The organism is Amycolatopsis sp. NBC_00345, assembly GCF_036116635.1.
GTDB lineage: Bacteria > Actinomycetota > Actinomycetes > Mycobacteriales > Pseudonocardiaceae > Amycolatopsis.
Genome location: NZ_CP107995.1, coordinates 7,831,643 through 7,858,000 on the forward strand (window position 1 = coordinate 7,831,643; position 26,358 = coordinate 7,858,000).

The 26,358-nt window shown below is 70.3% G+C and carries 25 protein-coding genes; 18 read left to right on the top strand and 7 right to left on the bottom strand.

What is annotated here, in order from left to right; genetic code table 11:
• The first annotated feature begins 72 nt into the window (after positions 1-72).
• The 3 genes from OG943_RS35350 (at position 73) to OG943_RS35360 (ending at position 2,547) form a co-directional block, all read left to right on the top strand.
• Positions 73-750, top strand: coding sequence for a hypothetical protein (locus tag OG943_RS35350; protein ID WP_442874613.1), 678 nt, complete (start codon positions 73-75; stop codon positions 748-750).
• A gap of 109 nt (positions 751-859) precedes the next feature.
• A complete protein-coding gene (locus tag OG943_RS35355) occupies positions 860-1,498 on the top strand; it encodes an HNH endonuclease family protein (protein WP_328605265.1) in 639 nt (212 codons plus the stop codon).
• Positions 1,499-1,647: 149 nt separating this feature from the next.
• Entirely contained in the window at positions 1,648-2,547 is a 900-nt protein-coding gene (locus tag OG943_RS35360) for a glycosyl hydrolase family 18 protein (RefSeq protein ID WP_328605266.1), read from the top strand.
• A 33-nt stretch (positions 2,548-2,580) separates the two neighbouring features.
• Here OG943_RS35360 and OG943_RS35365 read toward each other — a convergent pair whose 3' ends face one another.
• Complete coding sequence (locus tag OG943_RS35365; RefSeq protein ID WP_328605267.1) at positions 2,581-4,485, bottom strand: FAD/NAD(P)-binding protein; 1,905 nt, start codon at positions 4,483-4,485, stop codon at positions 2,581-2,583.
• A 318-nt stretch (positions 4,486-4,803) separates the two neighbouring features.
• Between OG943_RS35365 and OG943_RS35370 the strand changes: the two genes are divergently transcribed.
• Entirely contained in the window at positions 4,804-6,063 is a 1,260-nt protein-coding gene (locus tag OG943_RS35370; RefSeq protein ID WP_328605268.1) for an MFS transporter, read from the top strand.
• Positions 6,064-6,430: 367 nt separating this feature from the next.
• Positions 6,431-7,558, top strand: coding sequence for a GGDEF domain-containing protein (locus OG943_RS35375; RefSeq protein ID WP_442874827.1), 1,128 nt, complete (start codon positions 6,431-6,433; stop codon positions 7,556-7,558).
• 125 nt (positions 7,559-7,683) lie between these two features.
• Here OG943_RS35375 and OG943_RS35380 read toward each other — a convergent pair whose 3' ends face one another.
• On the bottom strand, positions 7,684-8,094 hold the full coding sequence (locus OG943_RS35380) for a DUF3151 domain-containing protein (protein ID WP_091625104.1): 411 nt from the start codon (positions 8,092-8,094) through the stop codon (positions 7,684-7,686).
• Between the two features lie 231 nt (positions 8,095-8,325).
• Between OG943_RS35380 and OG943_RS35385 the strand changes: the two genes are divergently transcribed.
• Genes OG943_RS35385 through OG943_RS35395 form a run of 3 tightly spaced genes read left to right on the top strand, consistent with a single transcriptional unit; the run spans position 8,326 to position 10,224 of the window.
• Positions 8,326-9,513 (top strand): hypothetical protein, encoded by a 1,188-nt coding sequence (locus tag OG943_RS35385; RefSeq protein ID WP_442874614.1) that lies wholly within the window; start codon positions 8,326-8,328, stop codon positions 9,511-9,513.
• A 32-nt stretch (positions 9,514-9,545) separates the two neighbouring features.
• Positions 9,546-9,827 (top strand): type II toxin-antitoxin system Phd/YefM family antitoxin, encoded by a 282-nt coding sequence (locus OG943_RS35390; protein ID WP_328605271.1) that lies wholly within the window; start codon positions 9,546-9,548, stop codon positions 9,825-9,827.
• Positions 9,820-10,224, top strand: a complete 405-nt coding sequence (locus OG943_RS35395; protein WP_328605272.1) for a type II toxin-antitoxin system VapC family toxin — start codon at positions 9,820-9,822, stop codon at positions 10,222-10,224. Before OG943_RS35390 ends, OG943_RS35395 begins: the two co-directional genes overlap by 8 nt.
• Before the next feature lie 63 nt (positions 10,225-10,287).
• Here OG943_RS35395 and fbaA read toward each other — a convergent pair whose 3' ends face one another.
• Both fbaA and OG943_RS35405 read right to left on the bottom strand, forming a co-directional pair.
• Positions 10,288-11,319 (bottom strand): class II fructose-bisphosphate aldolase, encoded by a 1,032-nt coding sequence (gene fbaA, locus OG943_RS35400; protein WP_328605273.1) that lies wholly within the window; start codon positions 11,317-11,319, stop codon positions 10,288-10,290.
• Between the two features lie 114 nt (positions 11,320-11,433).
• On the bottom strand, positions 11,434-12,255 hold the full coding sequence (locus OG943_RS35405; RefSeq protein WP_328605274.1) for an LLM class F420-dependent oxidoreductase: 822 nt from the start codon (positions 12,253-12,255) through the stop codon (positions 11,434-11,436).
• A 179-nt stretch (positions 12,256-12,434) separates the two neighbouring features.
• Between OG943_RS35405 and OG943_RS35410 the strand changes: the two genes are divergently transcribed.
• From OG943_RS35410 to OG943_RS35435, 6 genes are all read left to right on the top strand, one after another.
• On the top strand, positions 12,435-13,352 hold the full coding sequence (locus tag OG943_RS35410; protein WP_328605275.1) for an aldo/keto reductase: 918 nt from the start codon (positions 12,435-12,437) through the stop codon (positions 13,350-13,352).
• Positions 13,353-13,449: 97 nt separating this feature from the next.
• Positions 13,450-14,346, top strand: a complete 897-nt coding sequence (locus tag OG943_RS35415) for an SDR family oxidoreductase (RefSeq protein WP_328605276.1) — start codon at positions 13,450-13,452, stop codon at positions 14,344-14,346.
• A gap of 71 nt (positions 14,347-14,417) precedes the next feature.
• Positions 14,418-14,891, top strand: coding sequence for a pyridoxamine 5'-phosphate oxidase family protein (locus tag OG943_RS35420; RefSeq protein WP_328605277.1), 474 nt, complete (start codon positions 14,418-14,420; stop codon positions 14,889-14,891).
• Positions 14,892-14,974: 83 nt separating this feature from the next.
• Complete coding sequence (locus OG943_RS35425) at positions 14,975-16,447, top strand: flavin-containing monooxygenase (RefSeq protein ID WP_328605278.1); 1,473 nt, start codon at positions 14,975-14,977, stop codon at positions 16,445-16,447.
• On the top strand, positions 16,444-17,340 hold the full coding sequence (locus OG943_RS35430) for a metal-dependent hydrolase (protein WP_328605279.1): 897 nt from the start codon (positions 16,444-16,446) through the stop codon (positions 17,338-17,340). Before OG943_RS35425 ends, OG943_RS35430 begins: the two co-directional genes overlap by 4 nt.
• Positions 17,337-18,344, top strand: coding sequence for a PDR/VanB family oxidoreductase (locus OG943_RS35435; protein ID WP_328605280.1), 1,008 nt, complete (start codon positions 17,337-17,339; stop codon positions 18,342-18,344). The genes OG943_RS35430 and OG943_RS35435 overlap by 4 nt, the downstream gene beginning before the upstream one ends.
• A gap of 29 nt (positions 18,345-18,373) precedes the next feature.
• On the opposite strand, the gene OG943_RS35440 is transcribed toward OG943_RS35435, so the two are convergent.
• Positions 18,374-18,655, bottom strand: a complete 282-nt coding sequence (locus tag OG943_RS35440) for a YciI family protein (protein ID WP_328605281.1) — start codon at positions 18,653-18,655, stop codon at positions 18,374-18,376.
• A gap of 235 nt (positions 18,656-18,890) precedes the next feature.
• Between OG943_RS35440 and OG943_RS35445 the strand changes: the two genes are divergently transcribed.
• From OG943_RS35445 to OG943_RS35460, 4 genes are all read left to right on the top strand, one after another.
• Positions 18,891-19,466, top strand: coding sequence for a SigE family RNA polymerase sigma factor (locus OG943_RS35445; protein WP_328612230.1), 576 nt, complete (start codon positions 18,891-18,893; stop codon positions 19,464-19,466).
• A gap of 58 nt (positions 19,467-19,524) precedes the next feature.
• A complete protein-coding gene (gene nagA, locus OG943_RS35450; protein WP_328605282.1) occupies positions 19,525-20,718 on the top strand; it encodes an N-acetylglucosamine-6-phosphate deacetylase in 1,194 nt (397 codons plus the stop codon).
• A gap of 34 nt (positions 20,719-20,752) precedes the next feature.
• Positions 20,753-21,706 (top strand): hypothetical protein, encoded by a 954-nt coding sequence (locus OG943_RS35455; protein ID WP_328612373.1) that lies wholly within the window; start codon positions 20,753-20,755, stop codon positions 21,704-21,706.
• A gap of 548 nt (positions 21,707-22,254) precedes the next feature.
• Positions 22,255-22,968, top strand: coding sequence for a DedA family protein (locus OG943_RS35460; RefSeq protein WP_328605283.1), 714 nt, complete (start codon positions 22,255-22,257; stop codon positions 22,966-22,968).
• A 72-nt stretch (positions 22,969-23,040) separates the two neighbouring features.
• Here the strand turns inward: OG943_RS35460 and OG943_RS35465 are convergent, their stop codons facing one another.
• The gene (locus OG943_RS35465; RefSeq protein ID WP_328605284.1) at positions 23,041-24,435 is read right to left on the bottom strand and encodes an FAD-binding oxidoreductase; all 1,395 of its coding nucleotides are present in this window, start codon (positions 24,433-24,435) and stop codon (positions 23,041-23,043) included.
• A gap of 354 nt (positions 24,436-24,789) precedes the next feature.
• A complete protein-coding gene (locus OG943_RS35470) occupies positions 24,790-26,331 on the bottom strand; it encodes an MFS transporter (RefSeq protein WP_328605285.1) in 1,542 nt (513 codons plus the stop codon).
• Positions 26,332-26,358: the final 27 nt, after the last annotated feature.

Sequence of the window (26,358 nt, forward strand, 5' to 3'; positions counted from 1 at the left end):
ACACTCCAGGTGTTCGGCAACAGGGAAAAGTGTCCCCGGTGGGACACGGGTGGCGCTGGTAAATGCCGGTGCATGACTGTAACGGAGGTCGCCGGGGTGCGCGGAATCGTGGTGGCCTGCGGTGCTGATCAACACACGATCGCCGGCCTCGGCGACCAGCCCATGATCCGCGTCCCGAGCCGCCCGGGCAAGCCGGAAATCGACCCCTTGCTGGGCGAATACGACCGGCTGGTGATCACGGGGACGGACGCGGACCTCGCCGCCGTCGTAGTGCGGCTGCTGCGGAAGGACCGCGTCTCCGGCGTGTCGGTCGGTTTCGTGCCCACGGCCGCGGATTCGGCCGTCGCCGCGCTCTGGCGGCTGCCCGCGGACCCGGCCGAGGCCCTTGAACTCGCGCTGACGGGTGACGACGCCGCGGTCCCCCTCGTGCGCGAGGACAACGGCGGGGTGCTCGTCGGCCGGGCGACCCTGCGGGACGTCCACGGTCAGGGCTACTGCGACGAGACGGTCGCCTTCGACGGCACGGCCGCCACGATCGAGGTCTCGCCCGACGCTGCGGGCATTGCCGCGCGCGTCACCCGCGGCAAGCTGCTGAAACGGTCCACGACCCTGCGCGGGCGCGCGTTCCAGATCGGCTGCCACCCGACGTCGCTGGTCAGCGACGGTGTCCGCCATCCGCGTGAAGTGACGAAATGGACCTGGTACCGCCACATCGAGGACCTGCGACTGGTGCGACCAGCCGGAACGTGAACACGGGCCGTCTCGTAAAGGTCTGTTACATGTCACCCACAGGTGTTGCGAACGCCACTTCCGTGGTTAAAGGTGAATCCGTCCCCACACCTGACCCGGAGGCAGCAATATGCCTACAACGCGTACTGTTCGTAACTCCTTGACCATCCTGGCCAGCGCCGCAGTCCTCTCGGCGACGGTCGTCGGCGTAGCGAGCGCGACGCCGCCCGGCATCCCGTCGGCGGCGACGGCCAAGAGCGACCTGGCCGGGCTGACCGTGAAAGCCGACGGTTCGCAGGACGGCTACAGCCGCGACAAGTTCCCGCACTGGATCGACCAGGGCAACAGCTGCAACACCCGTGAGGTCGTGCTCAAGCGCGACGGCACCAACGTGCAGACCGGCTCCGACTGCGCGGCCACGTCCGGCAGCTGGTTCTCGCCCTACGACGGCGCGACCTGGACCGCGACGTCCGATGTGGACATCGACCACGTCGTCCCGCTGGCCGACGCCTGGCGCACCGGCGCGTCGGCGTGGACCACGGCGCAGCGGCAGGTCTACGCCAACGACCTGACCGACCCGCAGCTGATCGCCGTGACCGACAACGTCAACCAGCAGAAGGGCGACAAGTCTCCCGACCAGTGGAAGCCGCCGCTCACGAGCTACTGGTGCACCTACGCCGAAATGTGGGTGGCCGTGAAGGCGAAGTTCGACCTCACCGTGAACACCGCCGAGAAGGCCGCGCTGACCGACATGCTCGGACGCTGCTGACCTGCGCGTTCACCGCCGGGACGGGACCGGGCACAACATCGGCCTGGGGTATCTGGGGTAGCCCCGGTCCGTCCCGGCGGGCGCACGGGCCGCGGCGACCTACTGACGGTGGTACCGCGAACACCGCCGGCGAATTTATGGTCTGGACCATGAAGAAGATCGCTGCGGCCGGCCTGGCCGTGCTCCTGGTGCTTTTCGGCGCGGTGCCGGCTTCGGCCGCCACCGGGCGCAGAGTGATCGTTTACTACCAGACCATCTACGACGGCAGCACGTACGTCTCGCCGCTGACGCTGACGCAGAACAACTCCGGCGTGACCGACGTGGTCGTCGGCGCGATCCACCTCAACGACGGCGGCGTCGTCCACCTCAACGACGACCCGCCGGACGCGGCGAAGTTCACGCAGCTGTGGCAGGACCTGGGCACGCTCCGCAGCCAGGGCGTGCACACGCTCGCCTTCGTCGGCGGCGCGGCGCAGGGCAGCTTCGAGAAGCTCGAGAACGACTTCGACACCTACTACCCGGTGCTGCGCAAGCTGATCCAGGACTACTCGCTCTCCGGCATCGACCTCGACGTCGAGGAGCACATGTCCAACGCGGCGATGAACCGCCTGATCGACGCCCTGCGCGCGGACTTCGGCGCGGACTTCCTGATCACGCTCGCGCCGGTGGCCACCGAGCTGAGCGGCGGCGGCGGGCTGTCCGGCATGGACTACGACCAGCTCTACCGCGACCGCGGCGCGCAGATCTCCTGGTTCAACACCCAGTTCTACTGCGGCTGGGGCTCGCTGCAGGACACCAGCGGCTACGACGGCATCATCGGCCGCGGGGTGGTCCCGGCGAGCAAGGTCGTCGCGGGGACTGTGACGAACCCGGCCAACTGCAGTGGTTACGTCGACATGCCGACGCTGCAGTCGACCGTCGGCAGCCTCGTGCAGAAGTACCCGGACTTCGGCGGCGTCGACGGCTGGGAGTACTTCAACTCGCTGCCCGGCGGCACGGGCGCGCCGTGGCAGTGGGCGCAGCAGATCGCCCCGACGGTGAAGGCCTAGGCGACAAAAGACTCGTGAGTGTTTATGACGGTTCTAACCGTCATAAACACTCACGAGCTTCAGGATCTCCCGGGCCAGCGCGTCGTTCTGGCGGAACGACACGGCGTTGGTCCGGGGACGCGTGAACGCGCCGGCCGAGCGGATGCTGGTGTGCGGCCCCATCGCGAACCGGTGCGAGTGCACCGCGCCCGTGGCGTCGAGCAGGCGCGAATCCTTGATGCGCGTCGCGATACGGCCGGACGGCAGGTGGTCACCGGACGGGTCCGGCACGGTCTCCTCGGACAGGAGGCCCGCGACGCGCATCTGCCGCAGCAGCTCGTCGGCGGCGCGGGGGATGCTCGGCTCCGGCAGGCGGGCCTCGATCAGCGTCCGGGCCGTCACGGTCTCCGGGAAGCTCGCGCTGGACGCCGCGAACGCGCCCGCCTCCTCGTCGGCCCTGACGAGCGTTTCCGCGCCCAGGAAGGAAACCAGCCCGGCGTCGGCCAGGGCCAGCAGCTCCTCCAGGCGGCGCGGCGGCGGCCCGCTGGCGTAGTACGAGAAGAAGCCGTGGAACCAGCCGTCCATTTCGGACACCTGCGACGCCGCGGACAGCCGGCCGGTGACCAGCAGCGCGGGCAGCTGGCCGACCACCGAGAGCAGCGCCATGAACGCGCCGAGGTCCGCGCTGTGGCGGACGTCCGCGCGCCGCGCGAGGTCGGCCTCCACGTACTCGCGCACGACCTTGCCGAACTCCTCCGCCGAATCGTAGTGTTTTCCGGCCAGCGGCCGGTCCAGCTTCTCCAGGTCGAGCCGGTCCTCGGCGTCCGGCACGGCGGCGGCGATCAGTGCGTCCATTTCGGACGTTCCCCAGCCGGTGTCCGCGAAGGAGTCCGCGAACACCGCGAAGTCCGTCCGCACCCGGTCGGGGTGGCCGGTGAACAGCTCGGTGTAGTACGCCCAGGCGAGTTCCTTCGCGATCAGCGGCCACACGTCGGCGCGGAAGTCGAGCGGGCCGGGGCGCTCGCCGAGCTTCCCGATCGCGTAGGAGTCGAAGAACCTGGGCAGCTGCAACGGTTTCCCACGCAGGCGGTAGCCGGTTTTCGCGTGGTACGGCACGCCGCGCCGTGAGCCGACGTGCAGCACCGGCTCCGCGCCGCTCGGGTGGTAACGCAGGCCGCCGCCCGGCAGCTCCTCGAAGCGGCCGCCGCGGCCCTCCGTCAGCAGCAGCATGAGGTCGACGAACGCGAGCCCGAACCCGCGCACCAGCACGGGCTCACCCGGTGGCACGGCGGAGTAGTCGACGTCGGCGGTGTAGCCGGCCGGGTAGTAGGCCAGGTCGTGGCGCTCGGCGAAGTCCTGCAGCACCCGCTCGGCCGGGTCCGGCAGCGCGTCGAGGTGCCCGACGGTGAACACCACGGCGTCCGCGACCACCGGCTCCTCGACGTCCGCCAGCCACACCCGTTGCGGTGGCCCGTCTTCGACGCGCACGGCCGCGGCGCGGTGCTCCACCACCTCGATCCCGGGCGGCAGCTCGGCGAGCACCTTCCGGTAGAACCAGGTGAGGTACAGGCTCTGCAGCCGCCGGGTGGGGAAGTCCGTGCTGGCAAGCGATTCGAGTTCCGCGCGCAGGCCCGCGGGCACGTCCCAGCCGATGCGGCCGTCGCGCACCTGCCGGACCCACTCGATCAGCGACGGGCCGGGCCGCACCGGGCCCTCGATCAGCACGCTGTCGTCGGTGAACACGGTGACGTCCTCGGGCATCGAGTTCATCCGCAGCAGCGGCGACTGCTCGTAACGCCAGACCCGGCCCGCGCCCGGCGGGAACGGGTCGATCAGGTGGACGACGAGGCGCCGCCCGCCGAGGAGTTCGGGGGCGTTGGCGGACAGCCGCTCCAGGACGCCGGCCCCACGAGGTCCGGCGCCCACGATGGCGAGCGTGAACGTCGCGAGATCGGTCACCCGATCGAAGCTACGCCCGGCCAGGGCGCAGGCGGTCCGGGTCTCACAGTGCGGACGCGCTGGTCAGCCGGTGTGGCACAAACCACAAACCCGCCGTTCTCGTGATCGTGTCGGTGCGGAGCGCTATCGTCTGGACACTCGGAGAATTGCCTGTGACCCGTTGGATACCGGCGAAAGAACCTAGAGATTCACCAACAGTCACGAGACACTGACCTTGGCAACTCACGTTTTGTGATCGCGCCGTGACCAGTGGGTCCTAAGGTCACCGCCTGATCACCAGTGCGGCACGGTCTGCACACGATGTCGGGGAGAACACGCATGACGGCAGCACCGGAACGAGTCACGTTCCGCGAGGTGTTCGGAGTCGCCGAGTTCCGCGCCATGTGGTTCGGAGAGCTGCTGTCGATAGCCGGCGACCAGCTGGCCCGCGTCGCCCTCTCCGTGCTCGTCTTCACCAGCACCGGCTCCGCCACCCTGACGGGCCTGACCTACGCGCTCACGTTCTTCCCGTCGCTGCTGGGCGGCATCTTCCTGACCGGCATCGCCGACCGCTTCTCCCGGCGGTCGGTGATGGTGACGGTCGACCTGATGCGCGCCGTGCTGATCCTGCTCGTCGCCATCCCCGGGCTGCCGTTCTGGGCACTGTGCATCCTCGTCGGCTGCGTCTCGCTGCTGAACCCGCCGTTCAAGGCGTCCCAGCTCGCGCTGCTGCCGCAGGTGCTCGAGGGCGACCGGTTCGTGGTCGGCATGGGCATCCGCAGCATGACGGTGCAGTCGGCCCAGCTGCTCGGCTTCGCCGGCGGCGGCGCGCTGCTGCTGGCGCTCGACCCGCGGCTGGCGCTGGTGCTGGACGCCGGGACGTTCCTGCTGTCGGCCGCGTTCGTGCGCTTCGGCGTGAAGGCCCGCCCGGCCGCCTCGAGCGGCGAGAAGCGCAAGCCGTTCTTCTCCTCGCTCGGCGCGGGCAGCAAGGTCGCCTTCGCGACGACGGCGCTGCGCTCGCTGATGCTGTTCACCTGGCTGGCCGGGCTGATGCCGGTCTACGAAGGCATCGCCGCGCCGTACGTCGCCTCGTCCGGCGGCGGCCCGTCCGTGATCGGCCTGCTGCTCGCCGCCGACCCGGTGGGCAGCGTGATCTTCACGTTCGCCTACACGCGCTGGGTTCCCGCGCACGTGCGGCCGAAGCTGATCGGGCCGATGACGGGCCTCGCCGCCGTCCCGCTGCTGCTGTGCTTCCTGCAGCCGGGGCCGGTGGCGTCGATCATCCTGTTCGTGATCTCCGGCGGGTTCGGCACGATCGCGCTGCTGCAGGCGACCGCGTCGCTGACCCTCGCGGTGCCGGACGACACGCGGGCGCTGACGATGGGCCTGTCCAACACGGGGCTGACCACGACCATGGGCGTAGTTCCCCTGATTGGCGGAGTACTTGCCGATCACCTGACCGCACAGACGACGGTCGGCATCTTCGGTCTGGCGGGCCTGTTGATTACGATTCCGCTAACGATCATGTGGAAGCGGGCCCTGTCCGGGGGAACCGACGAGGGCACGGCGAAGGAAGCCACACGCGCCGAACATGCATGACATGTTCCACGCGTGGGCTTTGACCTGCGCGACCTTGCGGTGCTGCTACGCGGTCACTGTTCCTTGCTGCGCATAGCTGGTCACCCTTCCTCCGGCGTGTTCGGGAAAAATGTACACACCTAAGGCTCTTGTGGACAGGCGGCAAACGGTCCGAAACTGTCCGTGAGGAACTTGTCACCGGGCATCCGCGCAAGAGCATGGGGGAAAAATGGTCACATCGGGGGAATGGTCTGGACAAGGTTTGATCACCGCGGTCCGGGGGTGGGCGCTGTGGTCACGACCGCGACGGTGGATCACCGTCACGCTCACGAGCATGGCCGTCGCACTGGCCCTGACGATCGCGAGCACCCTGCTGATCTCGGTCACCATGGCCCAGGTCGGGATGTTCGCCCTGATCACCGGCCTGGCCATCGCCCAGACCGAGGTCACGCGGCGGATCGAGCGCCAGCGCCGGATGCTGAGCCACGGCCCGCACATCACCGTGACGTCCGTGTGGCTGCTGCCGGCCGCGCTGCTGGTGCCGCCGCAACTCGTGGCCGCCCTGGGCGTCGTGCTCTACATCTACCTCGCGTTCCGGAGCTGGAACGGCATCCGCCCGGGTGAGGCCCACCGCGTCGCGGCCAACGCGACGACGATGATCCTGTCCGGTTTCGGCGCCGGGCTCGCCGGCTACGTCACGGGCGAGCAGGGCGTCACGGCCGTCGCCGCGGCCGCGCTCGGCTACTTCCTGGTGAACACCGCGCTGACCGGCCTCGGCCTGTTCCTCGCCGACCCGGCGAAGGCGACGCCCGCGTCCTGCCTCGGCACCATGGACGACAACCTCCTCGAGGCGTCGATCCTGTGCGTCGGCGGCCTGCTGACGATGGTCCTCACCAACGAGCCGCTGCTGTCGCTGCTGGTCATCCTGCCGCTCTACATCCTGCAGCGGTCGGTGCTGATCAAGCGGCTCGAGGAGCTGGCCACCACCGACCAGAAGACGCAGCTGCTCAACGCCACCACCTGGCAGGACGGCGCGCAGCGCGAGATCTCCCGCGCCGAGCGCGAGGACAGCAGCTTCGGCGCGCTGATGATCGACCTCGACCACTTCAAGCACATCAACGACAGCTTCGGCCACCTAGCGGGCGACGACGTGCTCAAGGCCGTCGCCGCGGTGGTCAAACAGGAGACGCGCGCCCACGATCTAGTGGGCCGGTTCGGCGGTGAGGAGTTCGTGGCGCTACTACCGTCGACGTCCAAAGAGGACGCGATCGTGACGGCCGAGCGGATCCGGCAGCGCATCAGCGAACTGGTGATCCAGACCCGGACCAACGAAGGCGAACAAGTCGCGATCGAACGGCGGACCGCGTCGATCGGCGTCGCGGCCTTCCCGATGGACGGCTCCAGCATCGAGGAAGTGATGGCCGCCGCCGATGCCGCCGTGTACGTGGCGAAGGACAGTGGCCGTAACCGCGTCGTCGGCTCGGTCGTCAAACCGGCCTTGGCTTCGGTCGCCTGACGGCCGGCGGGCCCGGCCTCCTCCCCCCAGCGGCCGGGCCCGCTCCTTCAGCGCGCAAAAGCCGTTAAGGCCTCCTTACCCGCGTCCGACGCGGGTAAGGAGGCCTTAACGGTCTGGTCAGCGAGTCACTTCAGGCCGGTCGCCTCGGCCGCGGCCGGGTCGGAGTCGGCGAGGAAGGTGCGGCAGCGCTCGTACTCCTCGGTCTCGCCGATGCGGCCTGCGGCAAGGCCGAGCACGGCCAGCGCCCGCAGGAATCCCTGGTTCGGGGCGTGCGACCACGGCACCGGGCCGAAGCCCTTCCAGCCCGCGCGGCGGAGCTGGTCGAGGCCGCGGTGGTAGCCGGTGCGGGCGTAGGCGTAGGCGGCGACGGTCTCGCCGGATTCCAGCGCCTTCTCCGCGAGCGCGGCCCACGCCGCGCTGAAGTCGGGGTGTTCGGCGGCGACGGCGGCGGGATCGGTGCCCGCGTCGAGCGCGGCCTGCGCGGCGGTGTGCTCGGGCAGCAGGGTCGGCTCGGGGCCGAGCAGGTTGTGCGTCATGCCGCCATTCTGCCCACCGCCCGGCGGATCAGAGGAACAGGCCCGCGAGGACCCCGCCGCCGGCCAGCACCAGTGCGGCGATCACGACAGCGGCGACTACTCGTTTCGGCATCATGGCGCGACAGGATGCCGAAACCGGAGCCGCGGAGGCAAATCCGCCACCCGTAGGGGTGAACCCTGATCTTCGAGCGGTTTGCCACGTTTCGGCCCCTGCCGATACCCCGGCCGGGAATGATGTCCGCCATGACCAACGCAGTTGCCGACGTCGTCGTCCCGCGCAGCCCGCTCGGGAAGACCCTGCTCTTCTTCGCGCGGCACTGGCACCGCGGCGCCCCTGGGCAGCCGACGCCCGCGTGGGTCCTGCGGTTCTGCTACGGCATGTGGCTGACGGCGTTCGCGTTCAAGCTGGTCGGCTCGTCGTGGGACATGTCGTGGCACTTCATGTGGCTGCGCGACGACCTCGCGCCGCCGCACCTGATCAACACCGTCGGCACCGTGATCATCGTGGTGCTGGTGGCCATCCACAGCTACACGGGCCTCGGCTGCGACAAGCCTTCGCTGCGACTGATGCAGACCGGGCTCGTGGTGTTCCTCGTGGCCGCGCCGCTGGACGTGATCAACCACCGCGTGAACGGCCTCGACCTCACCGCGTGGAGCCCGTCGCACATGATGCTGTACCTCGGCACCGGCATCATGCAGGCCGGCGTGCTGCTCGCGTGGTTCCGGCTGGCGCCGCCGGGGCGCTTCCGCACCGGGGTGCTGCTGGCGCTGTGGGCGTTCTTCCTGGAGAACACGTTCTTCCCGAACGGCCAGCAGGAGTACGGCATCCTCGGCCTGCGCGCGTGGGAGCGCGGGGCGCCCGAGGCCGAGCCGTCGCTGCTGTCGTTCGCCGCGAACCAGATCGGCCACCCGGTGGACCGCACCGCGATCCTGCACTTCACGATGCCGATCCCGTCATGGGTCTACCCGCTGTGGGGCATCGCGGTGTCGGGCCTGATCCTGGCGCTGGCGCGGCACACGCTGGGCCGCCGCTGGTCGGCGCTCTCGGTGGCGGCCGCGTACGTCGCATACCGCTCGGTGATGTGGCCCCTGCTGCTGGGCCTTGGCTTCCCGGTCTCGACGGTCCCGTTCTACCTGCTGGCCGTCGGCCTCGCCGTGGACCTGGCCTTCCGCATCGGCGCCAGCCACCGCGTCGCCACGGCGGGCATCGGCGCGCTGCTGGTGACGGCCTTCGGGTACGGCGCTTTGTGGCTGCAGTCCCAGTTCCGCCCGTGGCTGCTCGGCGACGCGCACACGGAGTCCGCGCCGCCCGTCGCGTACTGGACGGCGCTGGCCGCCCTGGTGGGCGTCTTCGTCCTGTGGGCGGCGGCTTCCCCGGCGACCCGGTGGTGGGGAAACCGGCGGCGCGTCACCAAGTAGCCCTGTGTGCTACAGGTGGCTACACTGGGTCTATGACAATGAGCTTGATCAGCCAGCGGGAGTTCCGCAACAACTCGGCTGCGGTCATGGACGCGGTCGAGGCGGGCGAGACCTTCCGCATCACCCGCAACGGGGTCGAGGTCGCCGAAGTGCGCCCGGTCCCTCGTCGTCGTCGGCTGACCGCGGAGGAATTGGTGAGTCGTCACAAGCGGCTGCCACAGGTGGACGCCGCCGAACTGCGCCGGGACTCGGACGAGCACTTCGGCGACGACCGCCTCGACGCCACCGATCCGTGGGAGCGCTCGCGTGGCTGACCGCCACGAGGCCGGCATCCTCGACACCTGCACGTACATCGACCTCGCCACACTGGATCCCCGCGACCTGCCGCACTTCCCGGCGCTCACCTCGATCACCATGGCCGAGCTGCACCAGGGCATCGCGATGGCCAAGGATCCCTCGGTTCGCGCCGCGCGAACCGAACAACTGGGTGCCGCGCTCACCGAGTTCACGCCGCTGCAGTTCGACGACGAAGCCGCGGCCCGCTACGGAACCCTGGTCGCGCTGACGATCGCGGCGAACCGGGATCCCAAGCCCCGCAAGCTCGACCTGATGATCGCCGCCGTGGCGTCCGCGTGCGGGCTGCCGCTCTACACGCGCAACGCCGCGGACTTCAAGGGGCTCGAGAGCATGCTGGAAATGGTCGCGGTCTGAACGGAGAACGGCCCTTCCCGCCACCCGGCGGGAAGGGCCGTTCTCGTTGCTGCAGAACCAGAATCAGCCGAGCTTCTTGCCCGCCGCGCCCAGCGCCTCGACAGCCTCGACGACGCGCTTCGCCATGCCGGTCTCCGCGGCCTTGAGGTAGCTGCGCGGGTCGTAGACCTTCTTGTTGCCGACCTCGCCGTCGATCTTCAGGACGCCGTCGTAGTTCTTGAAGAAGTGGTCGGCGATCGGGCGGGTGAAGGAGTACTGCGTGTCGGTGTCGACGTTCATCTTCACCACGCCGTACGACACGGCCTCGCGGATCTCCTCCGGCAGCGAGCCCGAGCCACCGTGGAAGACGAGCTCGAACGGCTTCGAGCCGGCCGCCAGGCCGAGCTTCTTCGACGCCGCCTCCTGGCCGCCCTTGAGCACGTCCGGGCGCAGCTTGACGTTGCCCGGCTTGTAAACGCCGTGCACGTTGCCGAACGTCGCGGCCAGCAGGTAGCGGCCGTGCTCGCCGGAGCCGAGCGCGTCGATCGTCTTCAGGAAGTCGCCCTCGGCGGTGTAGAGCTTCTCGTTGATGTCGTGCGCGACACCGTCCTCCTCGCCGCCCACGACGCCGATCTCGACCTCGAGGATGATCTTCGCGGCGGCGGTCTTCGCCAGCAGCTCCTGCGCGATCTCGAGGTTCTCGTCGAGGTCGATCGCGGAGCCGTCCCACATGTGCGACTGGAACAGCGGGTTCTGGCCGTTCTTGACGCGCTCGGCCGAGATCTCGATCAGCGGGCGGACGAAGCTGTCCAGCTTGTCCTTCGGGCAGTGGTCGGTGTGCAGCGCGACGTTCACGTCGTACTTCGCCGCGACCACCTGGGCGAACTCCGCCAGCGCCGCGGCGCCGGTGACCATGTCCTTGACCTTCTGCCCGGACGCGAACTCGGCGCCGCCGGTGGAGAACTGGATGATCCCGTCGCTCTCCGCCTCGGCGAACCCGCGGATGGCGGCGTTCACGGTTTCCGACGAGGTCACGTTGATGGCCGGGAAGGCGTACTCGTTCGCCTTCGCCCGGTCGAGCATCTCCGCGTAGACCTCGGGGGTGGCGATGGGCATCGTTTCCTCCTCGAGACGGCTTGCCTGTACAGCCGCATCGTACGAGGTGGACCGGTCACGTGGACCGGTCCTACCTCACTCGCCACAGAACCCGCGGCCGAAAGGTGGACCGATTCAGATCAGCTCGGCCGCCAGCGCCCGGTAAGCGGGGAACGGATCGTCGCCCAGCACCTGGATGTTCACGTGGTCCGCGCCCGCGTCGAGGTGCGCCCGCAAGCCCGTGGCGATGGTCGCCGCGTCGCCGTGCAGGGCCAGTGCGTCGACCAGGCGGTCGCTGCCCTCACCCGCGAGGTCTTCGTCGGTGAAGCCGAGTTTCCGCAGGTTGGCGGTGTAGTTGGACAGCCGGAGGTAGAACTTCACCGACTGACGGCCGACCGCGCGCGCCCGCTCGGGATCGGTGTCGAAGACGACTTTCTGCTCCGGCGCCAGCAGCGGCCCGGCGCCGAGGATCTCCCGCGCCGAGCGCGTGTGCTCCGGCGTGGTCAGGTACGGGTGCGCGCCCGCTGTGCGGTCGCCGGACAGCTTGACGACCTTCGGGCCCAGCGCCGCCAGCGCGCGAGCCTCCTTCGGGACGCCGCCGGCGTCCAGCCCGTCGAGGTACTCGACCAGCGCGCCGTACGGCTTGGTGTACTGCTGCGTCGCCTCCGGGTGCCCCGCGCCGACGCCGAGGAGGAAGCGGTCCGGGTACTTGCCGTTGATCCGATGGAAGGCCTTCGCGATGCTGCCGGCGCCGTCGGACCAGATGTTGACGATGCCCGTCGCGACGACGAGGTGCTCGGTCGCGGACAGCAGCTCGTCCACGATCTTCAGGTCACCGCCCGGTGAGCCGCCGAGCCACAGCGCGCCGTAGCCGAGCTTCTCCACCCCCGCGGCGAACTCGCCGTTCGTCTGCGTCGCGGAACGCCAGATGCCGATCCTGCCCAGTTCGATTGCCATACCGCGGTCCAACGCACGCGGGCGGCGATTTCCTCCCGGATCCCACCAGGCGGACGCCCCACTTTCGGGGTTAGCAATCCGGCCAAAAGTAGGCGGAGCGGGTGGTGACGGCCCGTGCACGGCCGATTCCGCCGTGGCTGTGGCCGGATTGCTGACGATCAGCACAGTAGTTTCGAGGTATGACGAAGATCGGCACCTCAGAACTCGACGTGTACGGCCTCAACCTCGGCTGCAACGTCTTCAACTTCACCGCCGACGAGCAGGCCTCGCACACGGTGCTCGACGCCTACACCGCCGCGGGCGGGAACTTCCTCGACACCGCCGACCTGTACGGCGGGGGCGGCGGTTCCGAGCGTTTCATCGGCACCTGGCTGGCCAAGCGCGGCCGCCGCGACGACCTCGTGATCGCGACGAAGGTCGGCATGTGGGACGACCGGCCCGGCCTGTCCGCGAAGAACATCGCCGCCGCGGCGGAGGACTCCCTGCAACGCCTGCAGACCGACCACATCGACCTCTACTACGCACACCGGGACGACCCGGGCACCCCGCTCGAGGAAACCCTGACGGCGTTCGACACCCTTGTCCGCGCTGGAAAGGTGCGCTACATCGCGGCCTCGAACTACGAGCCGGCCCGCCTTGCCGAAGCACTGTCCATTTCGGACCGTGAAGGCCTCGCGCGGTACGTCGCGCTGCAGCCGCAGTACAACCTCGTGGAGCGGGATTACGAGAAGGAGCTGGGGCCGCTCGTCCAGCGTGAGGGCCTCTCGACGCTGCCCTACTTCGCGCTCGCTCTCGGCTTCCTCACCGGCAAGTACCGCTCGAAGGACGAGCCCGGCGACTCGCCCCGCGCCCCGCGCGCCCTGAAGTACCTCGACGACCGCGGCGAGCGGGTGCTGGCCACCCTCGACGAGGTCGCCGCGGCGCACAAGACGTCCGTGGCCGCGGTGTCGCTGGCGTGGCTGCGCTCCCAGCCGACGATCGCCGCGCCGATCGCGAGCGCGCGGAACACCGACCAGCTGAAAGACCTGATCGCGTCGGTCTCGCTGGAGCTGTCGACCGGCGAGATCGCCGCGCTGAGCGAGGCCTCCGCCAGCTGAGCACGCCGGCCGAGTGAACCTACCTTTCAGTAGCTTACTCAGGGTAGGTTGAGTTACGGTGCCCTCCACAGGCGGAAACGAGGCCAAGGAGGGCACCGTGGCACTGCTCAGGAACACCGGCGTCAACGGCAAGGTCGTGCTGATCACCGGGGCGGCGCGGGGCATCGGGGCGGGGCTCGCCGAGCGGCTGGCCGCGCGCGGCGCGAAGGTCGCACTGGTGGGCCTGGAGGCCGAGGAGCAGGCGAAGGTGGCCGCGAAGATCGGCCCGAGCGCGCACGCGTGGGAGGCCGACGTCACCAGCTGGGACGCTCTCGAAAGCGCAGTCACGGGCGTCGTCGAGCACTTCGGCCGGATCGACATCGTGATCGCCAACGCCGGGATCGCCACGGCCGGCTTCGTGCGGTCCGTGGACCCCGCCGCGTTCGAGAAGGTGATCGAGGTCGACCTGCTGGGCGTCTGGCGGACGTTCCGCGTCACGCTGCCGCACGTCATCGAGAGCAAGGGGTACCTGCTCGCCATCTCCTCGCTCGCCGCGATCACGCACGCGCCCGGCATGGCGAACTACTCCGCCGCGAAGGCCGGCGTCGAGGCGTTCTCCAACAGCCTCCGCGCGGAGGTCGCGCACCTGGGCGTGAAGGTCGGCGTCGCGCACCCCACGTGGATCCGCACCGACCTGGTCGAGAGCGCGGACGAGCACCCGGTGTTCGGCAAGCTCCGCTCGTCGATGCCGGGGCTGATCGGCAAGACCTACCCGCTGGACGTGGCGCTGGACGACCTCGAAGCCGGCATCCTCAAGCGCGCCAGGACGATCCACGTGCCGCGCTGGGTGGGCGGGCTCAAGCTGCTGCGCGCGTTCCTCCCGCCGATCATCGAAATCGGCTCGCGGTCCCGCGTGCCGGCCGCGGACAAAGCCGCGCTGGCCGACATCAAGGAGCGCGGCGCGTTCGAATCGGCGGTGACCGGCCACGGCGGCCGCGCCGCGACCAAGCGCTAGCTCGGGCTCGACACGGGCGGCCGCCCGGAGGATGGTTGACGCACTGACAACTACCCCCCGGGAGGCCGCCCGTGTCGCGTCGTGACCAGATCAGGATGACCGAGGACGAGGTCCGCGAGTACTTCGACGAGCAGAAGGTCATCAACGTCGCCTCGATCGGGCCGAACGGCAGGCCGCACCTGGCGCCGCTCTGGTACTACCCGCACGAGGACGGGGTCGCGACGTGGACGTATGCCACGTCGCAGAAGGCGAAGAACCTGCAACGGCTGCCCGAGGCGACCGTGCTGGTCGAGGACGGCGACTCCTACGAGAAGCTGCGCGGCATCTCCATGGAGGCCGACGTCCAGCTGGTCGAGGACACCGCCGAAGTGACCCGGATGGGGATCACGCTGATGCAGCGCTACGCCGGCGCCAAGCCGGGCGACCCGGTGCCCGACCAGCTGCGCTCGTTCATCGAAGGCCAGGCCCCGAAGCGAATCGGGCTGATCTTCCGCCCGACCAAGGTGGTCAGCTGGGACCACACGAAGCTCGGCGGTTCGTACTAGCGAGTAGGTTGTACTTCCAAGTAACTGTTACCTGAGGTAACATCATCTTCGGCAGACCCCCCAGCGCAGCGGAGGCCGAGGAGATGACCGAGCGGTTCAAGGTCGTGGTCGTGGGCACCGGGTTCTCCGGGCTCGGCCAGGCGATTCAGCTCGAAAAGGCCGGTATCCGGGACTACGTGATCCTGGAGAAGGCCGACGAGGTTGGCGGCACCTGGCGGGACAACTCGTACCCCGGGTGCGCCTGCGACGTGCAGTCGCACATGTACTCGTTCTCCTACGAGCAGAACCCGGACTGGTCCCGGTCGTTCTCGCCGCAGCCGGAGATCTTCGAGTACCTGAAGGGCGTGGCGGACAAGCACCGGCTGCGTGAGAAGACCCGGTTCGGCATCGAGATCACCGGCGCGCACTGGGACGACCGCGAGCGCCGCTGGACCGTGAACACCAAGGGCGGCGCGGAGTTCTCCGCCCAGTTCCTGGTCTCCGGCGTCGGCGGCCTGCACATCCCGCAGGTCCCGAAGCTGCCCGGCATCGAGGCGTTCAAGGGCCAGTCCTGGCACTCCGCGCAGTGGAACCACGAGTTCGACCTGGCCGGCAAGAAGGTCGCCGTCGTCGGCACCGGCGCCAGCGCCATCCAGTTCGTGCCGCGGATAGCACCGGCCGTCGGCGAGCTGACGCTGTTCCAGCGCACCCCGCCGTGGATCATGCCGAAGCCCGACCACCAGATGTCCGGCTGGGCGAAGACGCTCTTCAAGCGGGTCCCGGGCGCCCAGCAGCTGTACCGCGCCCTGCTCTACTGGGGCCGCGAGGCGCAGGGCCTCGGTTTCAACGGCCACCCGGTGATCATGAAAGCCGGCGAGCAGCTCGCGAAACGGCACATGGCCAAGGCGATCAAGGACCGGGCGCTGCGGCGCAAGGTGACGCCGGACTACACCATGGGCTGCAAGCGTGTGCTCCTGTCCAACGACTACTACCCGGCGCTGGCCCGCGACAACGTCGAGGTGAACACCGACGGGGTGCGGGAAGTCAAGGCGCACAGCGTGGTCGACGGCGCCGGCGTCGACCACGAGGTCGACGCGATCATCTACGGCACCGGCTTCCACGTCACGGATGCCTTGGAGTACCTGGACATCACCGGCTCCGAGGGCCGCAGCCTGGCGAAGTCCTGGGCCACGGAAGGGATCCAGACGCACAAGGGCATCACCGTCGCCGGCTTCCCGAACCTGTTCTTCCTGCTGGGCCCGAACACCGCGCTGGGGCACAACTCCGTGGTGTTCATGATCGAGTCGCAGTCGCGGTACGTGGTCGACGCGATCAAGCTGGCGGACTCCCACGGCGCCGCGGCGCTCGACGTGCGGCCGTCCGTGCAGGAGAAGTTCCAGGCCGAGATCCAGGACAAGCTGGTCAAGGGCGTCTGGACCCGGGGCGGCTGCAAGAGCTGGTACCTCGACGCGAAGGGCGTGAACCGGACCATCTGGCCCGGCTCCACCTGGTCGTACTGGCTGGAGACCCGCCGCGTCGACCCCAGCGACTACGAGCTGAGCGGGCGGGCGTCATGAGCGCGGAGCCGATCAACCACGAGCAGATCGTGCTGCACGCCCGCGACGTCGAGTTCGACTGGGCCGCGCTGCCGATGCACTGGGTCCCCGGCGAACCGCAGGCCACGCACACCGTCAACGTCCTGCACATCGCGCTGCCCGAGGGCGAGCGCTGGTTCGTCGAGGTGTTCAAGCAGGCCGTGCCGCTGATCCGCGACGAGCGGCTCAAGGAGGACGTGCTCGGCTTCATCGGCCAGGAGGCCATGCACGCCGAGGCCCACGACGGCGCCGCGGCGCACCTCGAGACCGCGGGACTGCACGTCCGGCCGTACATCGCGCAGATGGAGTGGCTGTTCCGCAAGCTGCTGGGCGACCACGATCCGCGCGGGCGGACCCGGCGGGCCGGCCAGTCGGAAGAGGAGTGGCTGATCGAGCGGCTCGGGCTGATCGCGGCGATCGAGCACTACACGGCGTTCCTCGGCCAGTGGGTGCTCGACGCGAAGGCGCTCGACGAAGCGGGCGCCGACCCGACGATGCTCGACCTGCTGCGCTGGCACGGCGCGGAGGAGGTCGAGCACCGTTCCGTGGCGTACGACCTGTTCTGCCACCTCGACGGCCGTTACTCGCGACGGGTGCGGAGCATGGCCGTGGTGACGCCCGCGTTGTTCTGGGTCTTCGCGCGCGGCACGCGGTTCCTGATGGCGAACGATCCGACCCGGCCGGGAAAGGCGTCCTTCCGCGGCTACCTGGGCGCGGCGAAGAAGGGGCTCCTGCCGGGCCCGCGGGACCTGCTGCGGGAGATCCGGCCGTACTTCCGGAAGTCCTACCACCCCACCGAAACCGGCAACACCGACCAAGCTGTCGCGTACCTCGCCGGCTCGCCCGCGGCCCAGGCGGCCGACGCACCGAAGTGAACACGCCCGACTTCCCGGCGAGGCTCGACGGCAGCGGGCGGCGCGACCGGCTGATGTCCACGCTGATCGGGGTGACCGCGGCCTACCGCCGGCTCGCGGACCGTTCCGGCCGCAGCCGCCCGCCCGTGCGCGAGGTGGACCGGAACCTGGAACTGCTGGTGGGGGCCGTGCGCGAAGAGGCCGACGGGGTGGTCAGCCTGCGGCTGACGCGCCCGGCCGGCGGGCCGCTGCCGGACTGGCGGCCGGGCGCGCACCTGGACCTGCTGCTGCCCTCGGGCCTGCTGCGGCAGTACTCGCTGTGCGGCGACCCCGGCGACTCGTCGTACTACCGCGTGGCGGTGCGGCGGATCGGGGCGGCGTCGGCGGAGGTGCACTCGCTGCGGCCGGGCACGAAGGTGGTGGTGCGCGGGCCGCGCAACGCGTTCCCGTTCGTTGCAGCGCCGGACTACCTGTTCGTGGCCGGCGGCATCGGGATCACGCCGATCCTGCCGATGGTGCGCCGCGCGGCCGCGAGCGGCGCCGGCTGGCGGCTCGTCTACACCGGACGGGACCGCGCGTCGATGCCGTTCCTCGACGAGCTGGCGGACCTGGACGGCGACCGCGTGTGGATCCGGCCGGACACGGAGTACGGGATCCCCGCGTCGGGCGCGGAACTGCTGGAGGGCGTGCCGGACGGCGCCTCGGTGTACTGCTGCGGGCCGGTGCCGATGATCACCGGCGTGCGCGTGGACCTGGCGCTCACGGGCGCCGCGGCGGTGTACTTCGAGCGGTTCTCGACGCCGCCGATCGTCGGCGGGCAGCCGTACCGGGTGCGGCTGCGGCGCACCGGCGTGACGCTGGACGTGCCCGCGGACCGCTCGACCCTGGACGTGGTCCGCGAGCTGCTGCCGGACGTGCCGTACTCGTGCCGTCAGGGCTTCTGCGGCACCTGCGCGGTGCCCACCCCGGACGGCGGATCGGTGCGGATCTGCGTGGACCGCGGACCCGCCGTCCTGGAGTTGTGATCTTGGGAACAGCGGCGATCTCGGGACAGCTAGGCCTGCGGCACCCAGGCCCCGAGCACGGGCTTGAACTCGCGCACCGTGCGCTCGGCGACCACGCCTTCGAGGTAGTACGGGTCGGCGTTGATCAATTCGGTGAGCGCGGCCTCGTCCTCGGCCTGCCAGAGCGTGAGGCCGCCGGTGCCGTCGCCGAGCGGGCCCGCGACGGCGACCCGGCCCTCGGCGGCGTGGCCGGACAGGTACTCGCGGTGACGGGGCCGGACGTCGGCCAGCTTCTCCTGTACGTAACGGATTTCGACGAGGTACCAGGCCATGTGGATCTCCCGGGTTGGCGCGACGGTGACAGTTCCGACGCTACCTGTCACGACCGTGGCGGTCCGAGCATCCGATCGGTGGCGGGTGGGGGCCAACCCGATACGCTAGGCGTGCGTCGGTGGCTGTGTGAACGCTGTGAATCTCGTGACCAGGCCGCGGACGCGGCACACCGTGCCCGATCCCGCCCGGGACCACCGGCACGGATTCACCGGGGTCGAGGACAGGCAGGGGTTCATGCTGGAGGGCAACGCGGAACGCAGCGTCGAGGCGACCCTCGGCCACCTGCGGACCATCGACGGACCGGTAGCGGCGCAGCCGCCTGCCGCGCCACTGAACCTCGAGGACCTGTACCGCCAGCACCGGATGCGGCTGGTCCGGCTGGCGATCCTGCTGGTCGACGAGCCGGCCACGGCCGAGGACGTCGTGCAGGAGGCCTTCACCGGGCTGCACCGCAACTGGGGACGGCTGCGCGACGCGGCCGCGGCCGTCGGCTACCTGCGCACCGCCGTGGTCAACGGGTCGCGCAGCGTGCTGCGCCGGCGCAAGACGGCGCGCGAGTACGTGCCGCCGCACGCGGTGAACGCGCGGTCCGCGGAGAGCCTCGCGATGCTGTCCAGCGAGCACCAGGCCGTGGTCAGCGCGCTTTCGAAGCTGCCGCCGCGCCAGCGTGAGGTGCTGGTGCTGCGCTACTACGGCGGGCTGAGCGAGGCCGAGATCTCCGAGGCCGCCGGCATCTCCAAGGGCACGGTCAAATCGACCGCCAGCCGGGCCCTGGAGGCACTGCAGAAGGCCATGCAGACCCAGAAGTGACCCGGGTGGACCAATCCCATCACTGAGTAGCGTGCCCACGCTTGGTCCAGACCAATATATGCTGGACGACGTGAAGCACGCCGCAGACTTCGTCATCACGGGTGGCCGGGTCGCCGCCCCGGACCGCGTACTCGACGACGGCTGGCTGTCCGTCGCCGACGGGCGGATCGCCGCAGTGGGCACGGGCACGCCTCCGGGCGGCCCCGATCTCCAGCGCATCGACGTGGGCGGGGCGCTGGTCGTCCCCGGGTTCATCGACACGCACTGCCACGGTGGTGGCGGTGGCTCGTTCTCCACGCTGGACCCGGACGAGATGCTCACCGCGGTGCGCGCGCACCGGCGGCACGGCACCACGACCACGCTGGCCAGCCTGGTGTCCGACCCCGTCGACCTGCTGACGGAGCAGATCGCGGCCCTGCGTGAGCTGGTGCAGGACGGCGAGCTGGCCGGCATCCACCTGGAGGGGCCGTTCATCTCGCGCGCCCGCTGCGGCGCCCACGACCCGAACACGCTGCTCGAACCGGACACCGGCACGGTGGAGAAGCTGCTGCGCGCCGGCCATGGCGCGATCCGGATGGTCACGCTCGCGCCGGAGCTGAACGGCGGCGTCAAGGCCGTCCGGCAGCTCGCGGAGTCGGGTGTGACCGCGGCGATCGGGCACACCGACGGTGTCGCCGACCAGCTGGTCCCGGCCATCGACGCGGGCGCCACCGTGGCCACGCACCTGTTCAACGGCATGCGCCCGCTGCACCACCGCGAGCCGGGCCCGGTGGGCGTGCTGCTGGACGACGAGCGCGTCACGGTCGAGCTGATCTGCGACCTCGTCCACCTGCACCCGACCGTGGTGCGGCTGGCCGCGTCGCACGCCGGCCGCGGCCGCACGGTGCTCATCACCGACGCCATGTCGGCCACCGACGCCGCCGACGGCCGCTACACGCTGGGCCGCCTGGAGGTCGACGTCCACGACGGCGTCGCCACCCTCGCCGACAACGGCTCGCTGGCCGGCAGCACCTTGACGATGGACAACGCCTTCCGCAACCTGGTGAAGGGTGCGAAACTCGGTGTCCTCGACGCCGTCCGGGCGACCTCCGGACGTCCCGCCGAGCTGTTGGGCGTCGCGGACCGGACGGGCTCGCTGCGCCCCGGCCTGACGGCCGACGTGGTCGTCCTGGACGACGACCTGCGCCCGGTGAAGGTGCTCCGCCGGGGCGAATGGGTCGCCGAGGTCGGCCGGGCTACCTTGAGCACGTAACGATCCAGCCACGACACGGGGGAAGACGATCGGGATGACCGAGCCGAAGGACCCGGAGCGACTACTGGCCGACGCGTTGCGCGCGCAAGCCGTCTTCGCCCCGCACACCTCGCCCGGTCCGCCCAGCGTCCCCCGCGAGGACGCCGAGGGTGACGGAGCCGGGACTTCCGGTGGTGCTGGCGGTACCGGTGGCATTTCCGGTGGTACCGGCGCTTTCGGTGGCACGGGTGGCACTGGCGGCGGGACCGGCGCCGATAGCGGCACTGGCACTGGCGGCTCGACTGGCAGCGGCGGCGTGACCGGCCCGGGCGGCGGTGCGAGCAGCACAGGCACCGGCCCGACGGCGGAACTGCCGCCCCGCTACGGCCTGCTCTCCGGCGCCAGCGCGGACTCACTGGAACGCGAACGCGCCGCACTGGACTGGGCCGACGGCACGACGGACTCCGGCACCGCCGCAGCCGGCCAGGGCTCCGGCCCGTTCGCCGGCGGCTACGCAGGCGCGAGCGGCGGCTACCCGGCCGCCAATGGTGGTCAGGCGGGCGCCGCGGGCTATGCGCCCGGCGGCAGCGGCCACGCAGGCGGTGGCGGTTACGCAGCTGGCAGCGGCGGCCACGCAGGCGCCGGCGGTTATGCAGCCGGCGGCAGCGGCCAATCGGGCGCTGGCGGTTATGCGGCCGGCGGCGGTCAGGCAGGCGCTGGCGGCTACGCGGCCGGTAGCGGCTATGCAGCCGGCAACGGCGGCCACGCAGGCGCCGGCGGTTACCCGACAGGCAGCGGCTATGCGGCCGGTGGTGGCCACGCGAGCGGCGGTCACCCCGCAGCGGCCGCGAACGCCCAGTTCGCCCCGCCCCAGTCGCCCGACGCCGCGACGGTCCGCCAAACCCCAGCGTCGACGAGCACCCCGCTGCCGGTCCACTGGGTTCTCCTGCTCGCCCTGCTCCTCGGCCTGGCCGCGGGTTCGGTGATCGGGCTCCTCACGCTGGTCTGACCCCAGCCGTCACGCCCTGTCCAGACATCCCGGCCCCGGCCCAAGACGCCCGGGCCAGTCGCCACACCGCTGCCCGCCCCGGCCGGATCCCTCCGCCGCGGCGCGGCCGGGCCCGACCGTCACACCCTTACCCGGAACGCCGGATGTCCCGCGCGCCCGGGACATCCGGCCCGGCCGGGCACGTCCCCATCCGGAACGCCCAGCCCCCGCCCGGCGCGTCCACTGCTCAACCGCCGCACCCCCGTCCCGAACGCCCGATTCCACCCGCTCGGCGCATCCAGGGCTCAGCCGCCACACCCCCGTCCCGAACGCCCGATTCCACCCGCTCAGCGCGTCCAGGAACTCAGCCGCCCCAGCCCCGTCCGGAACACCCGATTCCACCCGCGCGAGGGGTCCAAGGCCCAACCGCCAAACCCTGCCCGGAACGCCCGATTTCCCCCGCGCGAGGCGCCCGGGACCTCGCCGCCGGGCCCGCGGTCCAGTCGCCATGTGACCTGCGGTTCCTTGCCCGGTGAAGGCACACAGCGTCACCCTGTACCGTTTTCGGTGTGATTCTCGCCCAGAGCACAGTGACAACCATGTCCCTCCTGCCGTCGTGGCTGGACCCGCAGCACCTGCTGACCGGGCTCACCGCGCCGGTCATCGCCGTGCTCTGCCTGATCATCTTCATCGAGAGCAGCATTTTCCCGGTTCTGCCGGGCGATTCGCTGCTGTTCACCGCCGGGCTGTTCATCGCGAACGACACCCTGCAGGCGCCGCTGTGGCTGGTCTGCGTGCTGGTGACGGTCGCGGCGCTGCTCGGCAACGTCTGCGGCTACTACCTCGGCTACTTCGTCGGCCCGAAGCTGTTCAACCGGCCGGATTCGAAGTTCTTCAAGAAGGAGTACGTCGACAAGACACACGCCTTCCTCGACCACCACGGGCCCAAGGCCGTCGTGCTGGCGCGGTTCGTGCCGTTCGTCCGGACGTTCATCACCTGGATCGCCGGCGTCGGCCGCATGGACCCGAAGCGCTACTTCACGTACACGGTGCTGGGCGGCATCCTGTGGGCGGCCGGCATCACGGTGCTGGGCTCGCTGCTGGGCAACATCGGCTTCATCCGCGACAACGTCGACGCCATCTTCGTGGTGATCGTGCTCGTGTCGGTCGTCCCGATCGGCCTGGAGTACCTCAAGAGCCGCCGCGAGAAGAAGGCGCGCGGGGACGCGGCAGCCGAGACCCCGGCCGAGGTCACGCAGCGGATCCCGCGCGTGCGCGACTGACGCGAACTGACACAAGGCGAATTCGCCGAAACGGCGCCGGCTCCCCTCGGGGGACCGGCGCCGTTCGCCGTTTCAGTCCGTCATCGAGAACATCGAGCCCGGGTTGAACAGGTTCCCCGGGTCCAGCGCCTGCTTGATCTGCCGGTGCACCCGCAGGCCGACCGGGCCGATCTCGCGCACGAGCCAGTCGCGCTTGATCTTGCCGACGCCGTGCTCGCCGGTGACGGTGCCGCCCAGCGCGAGGCCGATCTCCAGGATCTCGTCGAACGCCTGCTGGGCGCGCGCGAACTCGTCCTCGGAGTCGGGTGAGTAGACGATCGTGGGATGCATGTTGCCGTCACCCGCGTGCCCGACGACGGCGATCTTCAGGCCCACCTTCTCGCTGACCTGCTCGCAACCGTGGATCAGCTCCGCGATGCGCGTGCGCGGCACGCAGACGTCGTCGGTCAGCCAGGTCCCGTACGTCTCCAGCGCGGTGAGCACCACCCGTCGCGCCTGCAGCAGCATCTTGCCCTCTTCGAGGTCCTCGGTGGCGTACGCGAGATCGGCGCCGCAGTCGGTGCAGATCTGCTCCAGCGCGGCGAGTTCGCGTCGGGCGGCCTCGCCACCGGCGTCGGACTGGGCGAGCAGCAGGGCGCGGCAATCGGAGCCGGCGCCGAGGTCGGTCTTCAGGTAGGTCTCCGACGCCTTGATCGACGCCGCGTCCATGATCTCCAGCAGCGACGGCACAAGCCCCTCCCGCACCACGCGCGCGACGGCCTCACCCGCCGCCTCGGTGGTGCTGAACCCAGCCACGAACGTCGCGGGCGCCTGCGGCAACGGCTTCAGCGCGACAGTCGCCTGCGTGATCACGCCGAGCGTGCCCTCACTGCCGACGAACAGCTTCGTCAGGTCGTATCCCGCCACGCCCTTCACCGTGCGGCGCCCGGTCTTGAGCAGCGAACCGTCGGCCAGCACGACTTCCAGCCCGAGCACGGAGTCGGTGGTGACGCCGTATTTGACGCAGCACAGCCCGCCGGCGTTGGTGGAGAGGTTGCCGCCGATGGTGCACCAGTCGTAGCTCGACGGGTCCGGCGGATAGAACAGGCCGTGCTTCTCGACGGCGTTGCGGAAGTCCAGGTTGACCACGCCGGGCTGCACCACGGCGAGCCGGTTGCCCGCGTCGACCTCGACGATCTCGTTGAGCTTGGTCAGCACGAGCACCACACAGCCGTCGATCGCGTTGGCCGCGCCGGAAAGCCCGCTGCCCGCGCCGCGCGGCACGATCGGGACCTCCGCCTCGGCGCACGCCTTGACCACGGCCTGCACCCCCGCGGTGTCGACGGGCAGCACCACCGCCAGCGGCTTCCCGACGGGGGCCAGCGGCATCATGTCGCGCGAGTAGCTGTCGGTGACGTCGGCGTCGGTGAGCACGGCGTCCTTGCCGAGCTCGTCACGAAGTCGCTGGACCAGGGCCTCATAACTCATGCCGACATCGTAAGCGATGAGATCTCCGCAGTGCGGAATTTTTCTTCCGATTAAGCATGATGGCCGCGTGACTGCCGCCCATGATCATCGCCGCGGTCGGCAGTCACCCGAGGCGATGGGCCTGGGCACACTCGCCTACGCGGGACTTGGTGCGGGAAACCAGGTCGCGCCGACCTGGCTCCAGCAACCAAAACTCGCCGACGGTGTCGGTCCTGATCGGACTGATTGGCGCGAGGCCCGCCCCTCTCATCGATCGACCCGGCAGCCGCTGGAGCTGCTCGACGCCGAGCAACTCCAGCGGCCGGACACGTTGCCCGCGCGGGCAACTGGCCGGTTGACCACGCGAGCAGCCGGTCACACGGGCAGCGGCGCCTCCTTGCTGCTGCTGTTGCGACGGCGGCCGCGGGTGAGCAGGAAGTAGGCCTGCACCGCGGTGTAGACGAGGATCGCGGCGCCCGCCCACGCGGTGACGTGCAGCCCCGAGACAAAGGCCTCGCGGGCCGACGTCACAAGGGCCTCCGCAGCCGGGGCCGGCAGGGAGCCCGCCGCGGCCACGGCGCCGCCCAGGGTGTCGTGGGCCGCCGCGACGGCGGTGTCCATGGCGGCGTCGTGTGGTGCCGCGTTCAAGGAGCCGGCCAGGCCGGACTGGTAAACGGCCGTCGCCAGGCTGCCGAGCAGCGCGGTGCCGAGGGCGCCGCCCAGCTCGTAGCCGGTTTCGGAGATGGCCGAGGCCGCGCCGGCGCGATCGACCGGGGCCGCGGAGATCACCAGGTCGTTGGTGAGCGTCTCGGACAACGCCACACCGCCGCCCACCAGCACAAACGCGACGACTACCGCGGCGAGGCCCGCCGTGGTGCCGATGGCCGTGAGCATCAGGAAGCCGGCCGCGCCGAGCAGCAGGCCCACGCTGACCAGCACCGGCACGCGGACCCGACGAGCCAGCCGGACCGCGAGCAGCGCCCCGGCGATTCCCGCGACAGTGGCGGGCAGCATCCACAGCGCCGCCGTGATCGGGGACAGCCCCAGCACCAGCTGCAGGTACTGCGGCACCAGGAACAACAGCCCCACCAACGCGAACACGCCGAGCAGGTTGGTCACCACCGAGGCGGTGAACATCCGGTTCGAGAACAGCGCCAGGTCCAGCATCGGCCGCTCCAGCCTGCGCTGGCGACGGACGAACAGCACCCCGAGCCCCAGCCCCACCACGATCGCCACCGCCGCGGACCAGGTGAAGCCCGACGTGGCCGCGATCTTGACGCCGTACACCACCGGCAGCATCGCGCCCAGCGAGAGCAGCGCGGACAAGAAGTCGAACCGGCCCGGGTTCGGGTCGCGGTGCTCCGGCAGCAGCAGCGGCCCGGCGACCAGCAGCACCAGCATCACCGGCACGTTGATCAGGAAGACCGAGCCCCACCAGAAGTGCTCGAGCAGCCAGCCGCCGACCACCGGCCCCACGGCCATGCCGCCGGAGAACGCCGCGCTCCACACACCCACAGCGGTGCGGCGGCGCCGGTCGTCGGTGAAGATGCTGCGGATCAGCGACAACGTGGACGGCATCAGAGTCGCGCCGCCGACGCCCAGCAGCGCGCGAGCCAGGATCAGCATCATCGACGACGTCGCGAACGCCGCCAGCACCGACGCCAGCCCGAACGCCACCGCACCCGCCAGCAGCAGCCGCCGCCTGCCGATGCGGTCGCCCAGCGTGCCCATGAACACCAGCAGCCCGGCCAGCACGAACGAGTAGACGTCGACGATCCACAGCTGTTCCGCGCCCGTCGGCCCGAGGTCCTCGCTCAGGTACGGCAGGGCGAACCCCAGCACCGTCGCGTCCACGCTGATCAGCAATACCGGCAGCACCAATACCGCCAGTGCCCACCACTGCCCGCGCCTCTCCATGGCGCACTCTTCCCTTCTTGCACCGTC

Excerpts from the sequence above, each read along its gene's own strand:
- OG943_RS35370 (WP_328605268.1), top strand. The coding sequence starts at position 4,804 with ATGACGGCAGCACCGGAACGAGTCACGTTCCGCGAGGTGTTCGGAGTC.
- OG943_RS35455 (WP_328612373.1), top strand. The coding sequence starts at position 20,753 with ATGACCGAGCCGAAGGACCCGGAGCGACTACTGGCCGACGCGTTGCGC.
- OG943_RS35430 (WP_328605279.1), top strand. The coding sequence starts at position 16,444 with ATGAGCGCGGAGCCGATCAACCACGAGCAGATCGTGCTGCACGCCCGC.
- OG943_RS35390 (WP_328605271.1), top strand. The coding sequence starts at position 9,546 with ATGACAATGAGCTTGATCAGCCAGCGGGAGTTCCGCAACAACTCGGCT.
- OG943_RS35425 (WP_328605278.1), top strand. The coding sequence starts at position 14,975 with ATGACCGAGCGGTTCAAGGTCGTGGTCGTGGGCACCGGGTTCTCCGGG.
- OG943_RS35380 (WP_091625104.1), bottom strand. The coding sequence starts at position 8,094 with ATGACGCACAACCTGCTCGGCCCCGAGCCGACCCTGCTGCCCGAGCAC.
- OG943_RS35410 (WP_328605275.1), top strand. The coding sequence starts at position 12,435 with ATGACGAAGATCGGCACCTCAGAACTCGACGTGTACGGCCTCAACCTC.
- fbaA (WP_328605273.1), bottom strand. The coding sequence starts at position 11,319 with ATGCCCATCGCCACCCCCGAGGTCTACGCGGAGATGCTCGACCGGGCG.
- OG943_RS35405 (WP_328605274.1), bottom strand. The coding sequence starts at position 12,255 with ATGGCAATCGAACTGGGCAGGATCGGCATCTGGCGTTCCGCGACGCAG.
- OG943_RS35350 (WP_442874613.1), top strand. The coding sequence starts at position 73 with ATGACTGTAACGGAGGTCGCCGGGGTGCGCGGAATCGTGGTGGCCTGC.
- nagA (WP_328605282.1), top strand. The coding sequence starts at position 19,525 with ATGCTGGACGACGTGAAGCACGCCGCAGACTTCGTCATCACGGGTGGC.
- OG943_RS35355 (WP_328605265.1), top strand. The coding sequence starts at position 860 with ATGCCTACAACGCGTACTGTTCGTAACTCCTTGACCATCCTGGCCAGC.
- OG943_RS35360 (WP_328605266.1), top strand. The coding sequence starts at position 1,648 with ATGAAGAAGATCGCTGCGGCCGGCCTGGCCGTGCTCCTGGTGCTTTTC.
- OG943_RS35470 (WP_328605285.1), bottom strand. The coding sequence starts at position 26,331 with ATGGAGAGGCGCGGGCAGTGGTGGGCACTGGCGGTATTGGTGCTGCCG.
- OG943_RS35440 (WP_328605281.1), bottom strand. The coding sequence starts at position 18,655 with ATGGCCTGGTACCTCGTCGAAATCCGTTACGTACAGGAGAAGCTGGCC.
- OG943_RS35375 (WP_442874827.1), top strand. The coding sequence starts at position 6,431 with ATGGCCCAGGTCGGGATGTTCGCCCTGATCACCGGCCTGGCCATCGCC.
- OG943_RS35445 (WP_328612230.1), top strand. The coding sequence starts at position 18,891 with ATGCTGGAGGGCAACGCGGAACGCAGCGTCGAGGCGACCCTCGGCCAC.
- OG943_RS35465 (WP_328605284.1), bottom strand. The coding sequence starts at position 24,435 with ATGAGTTATGAGGCCCTGGTCCAGCGACTTCGTGACGAGCTCGGCAAG.
- OG943_RS35385 (WP_442874614.1), top strand. The coding sequence starts at position 8,326 with ATGATGTCCGCCATGACCAACGCAGTTGCCGACGTCGTCGTCCCGCGC.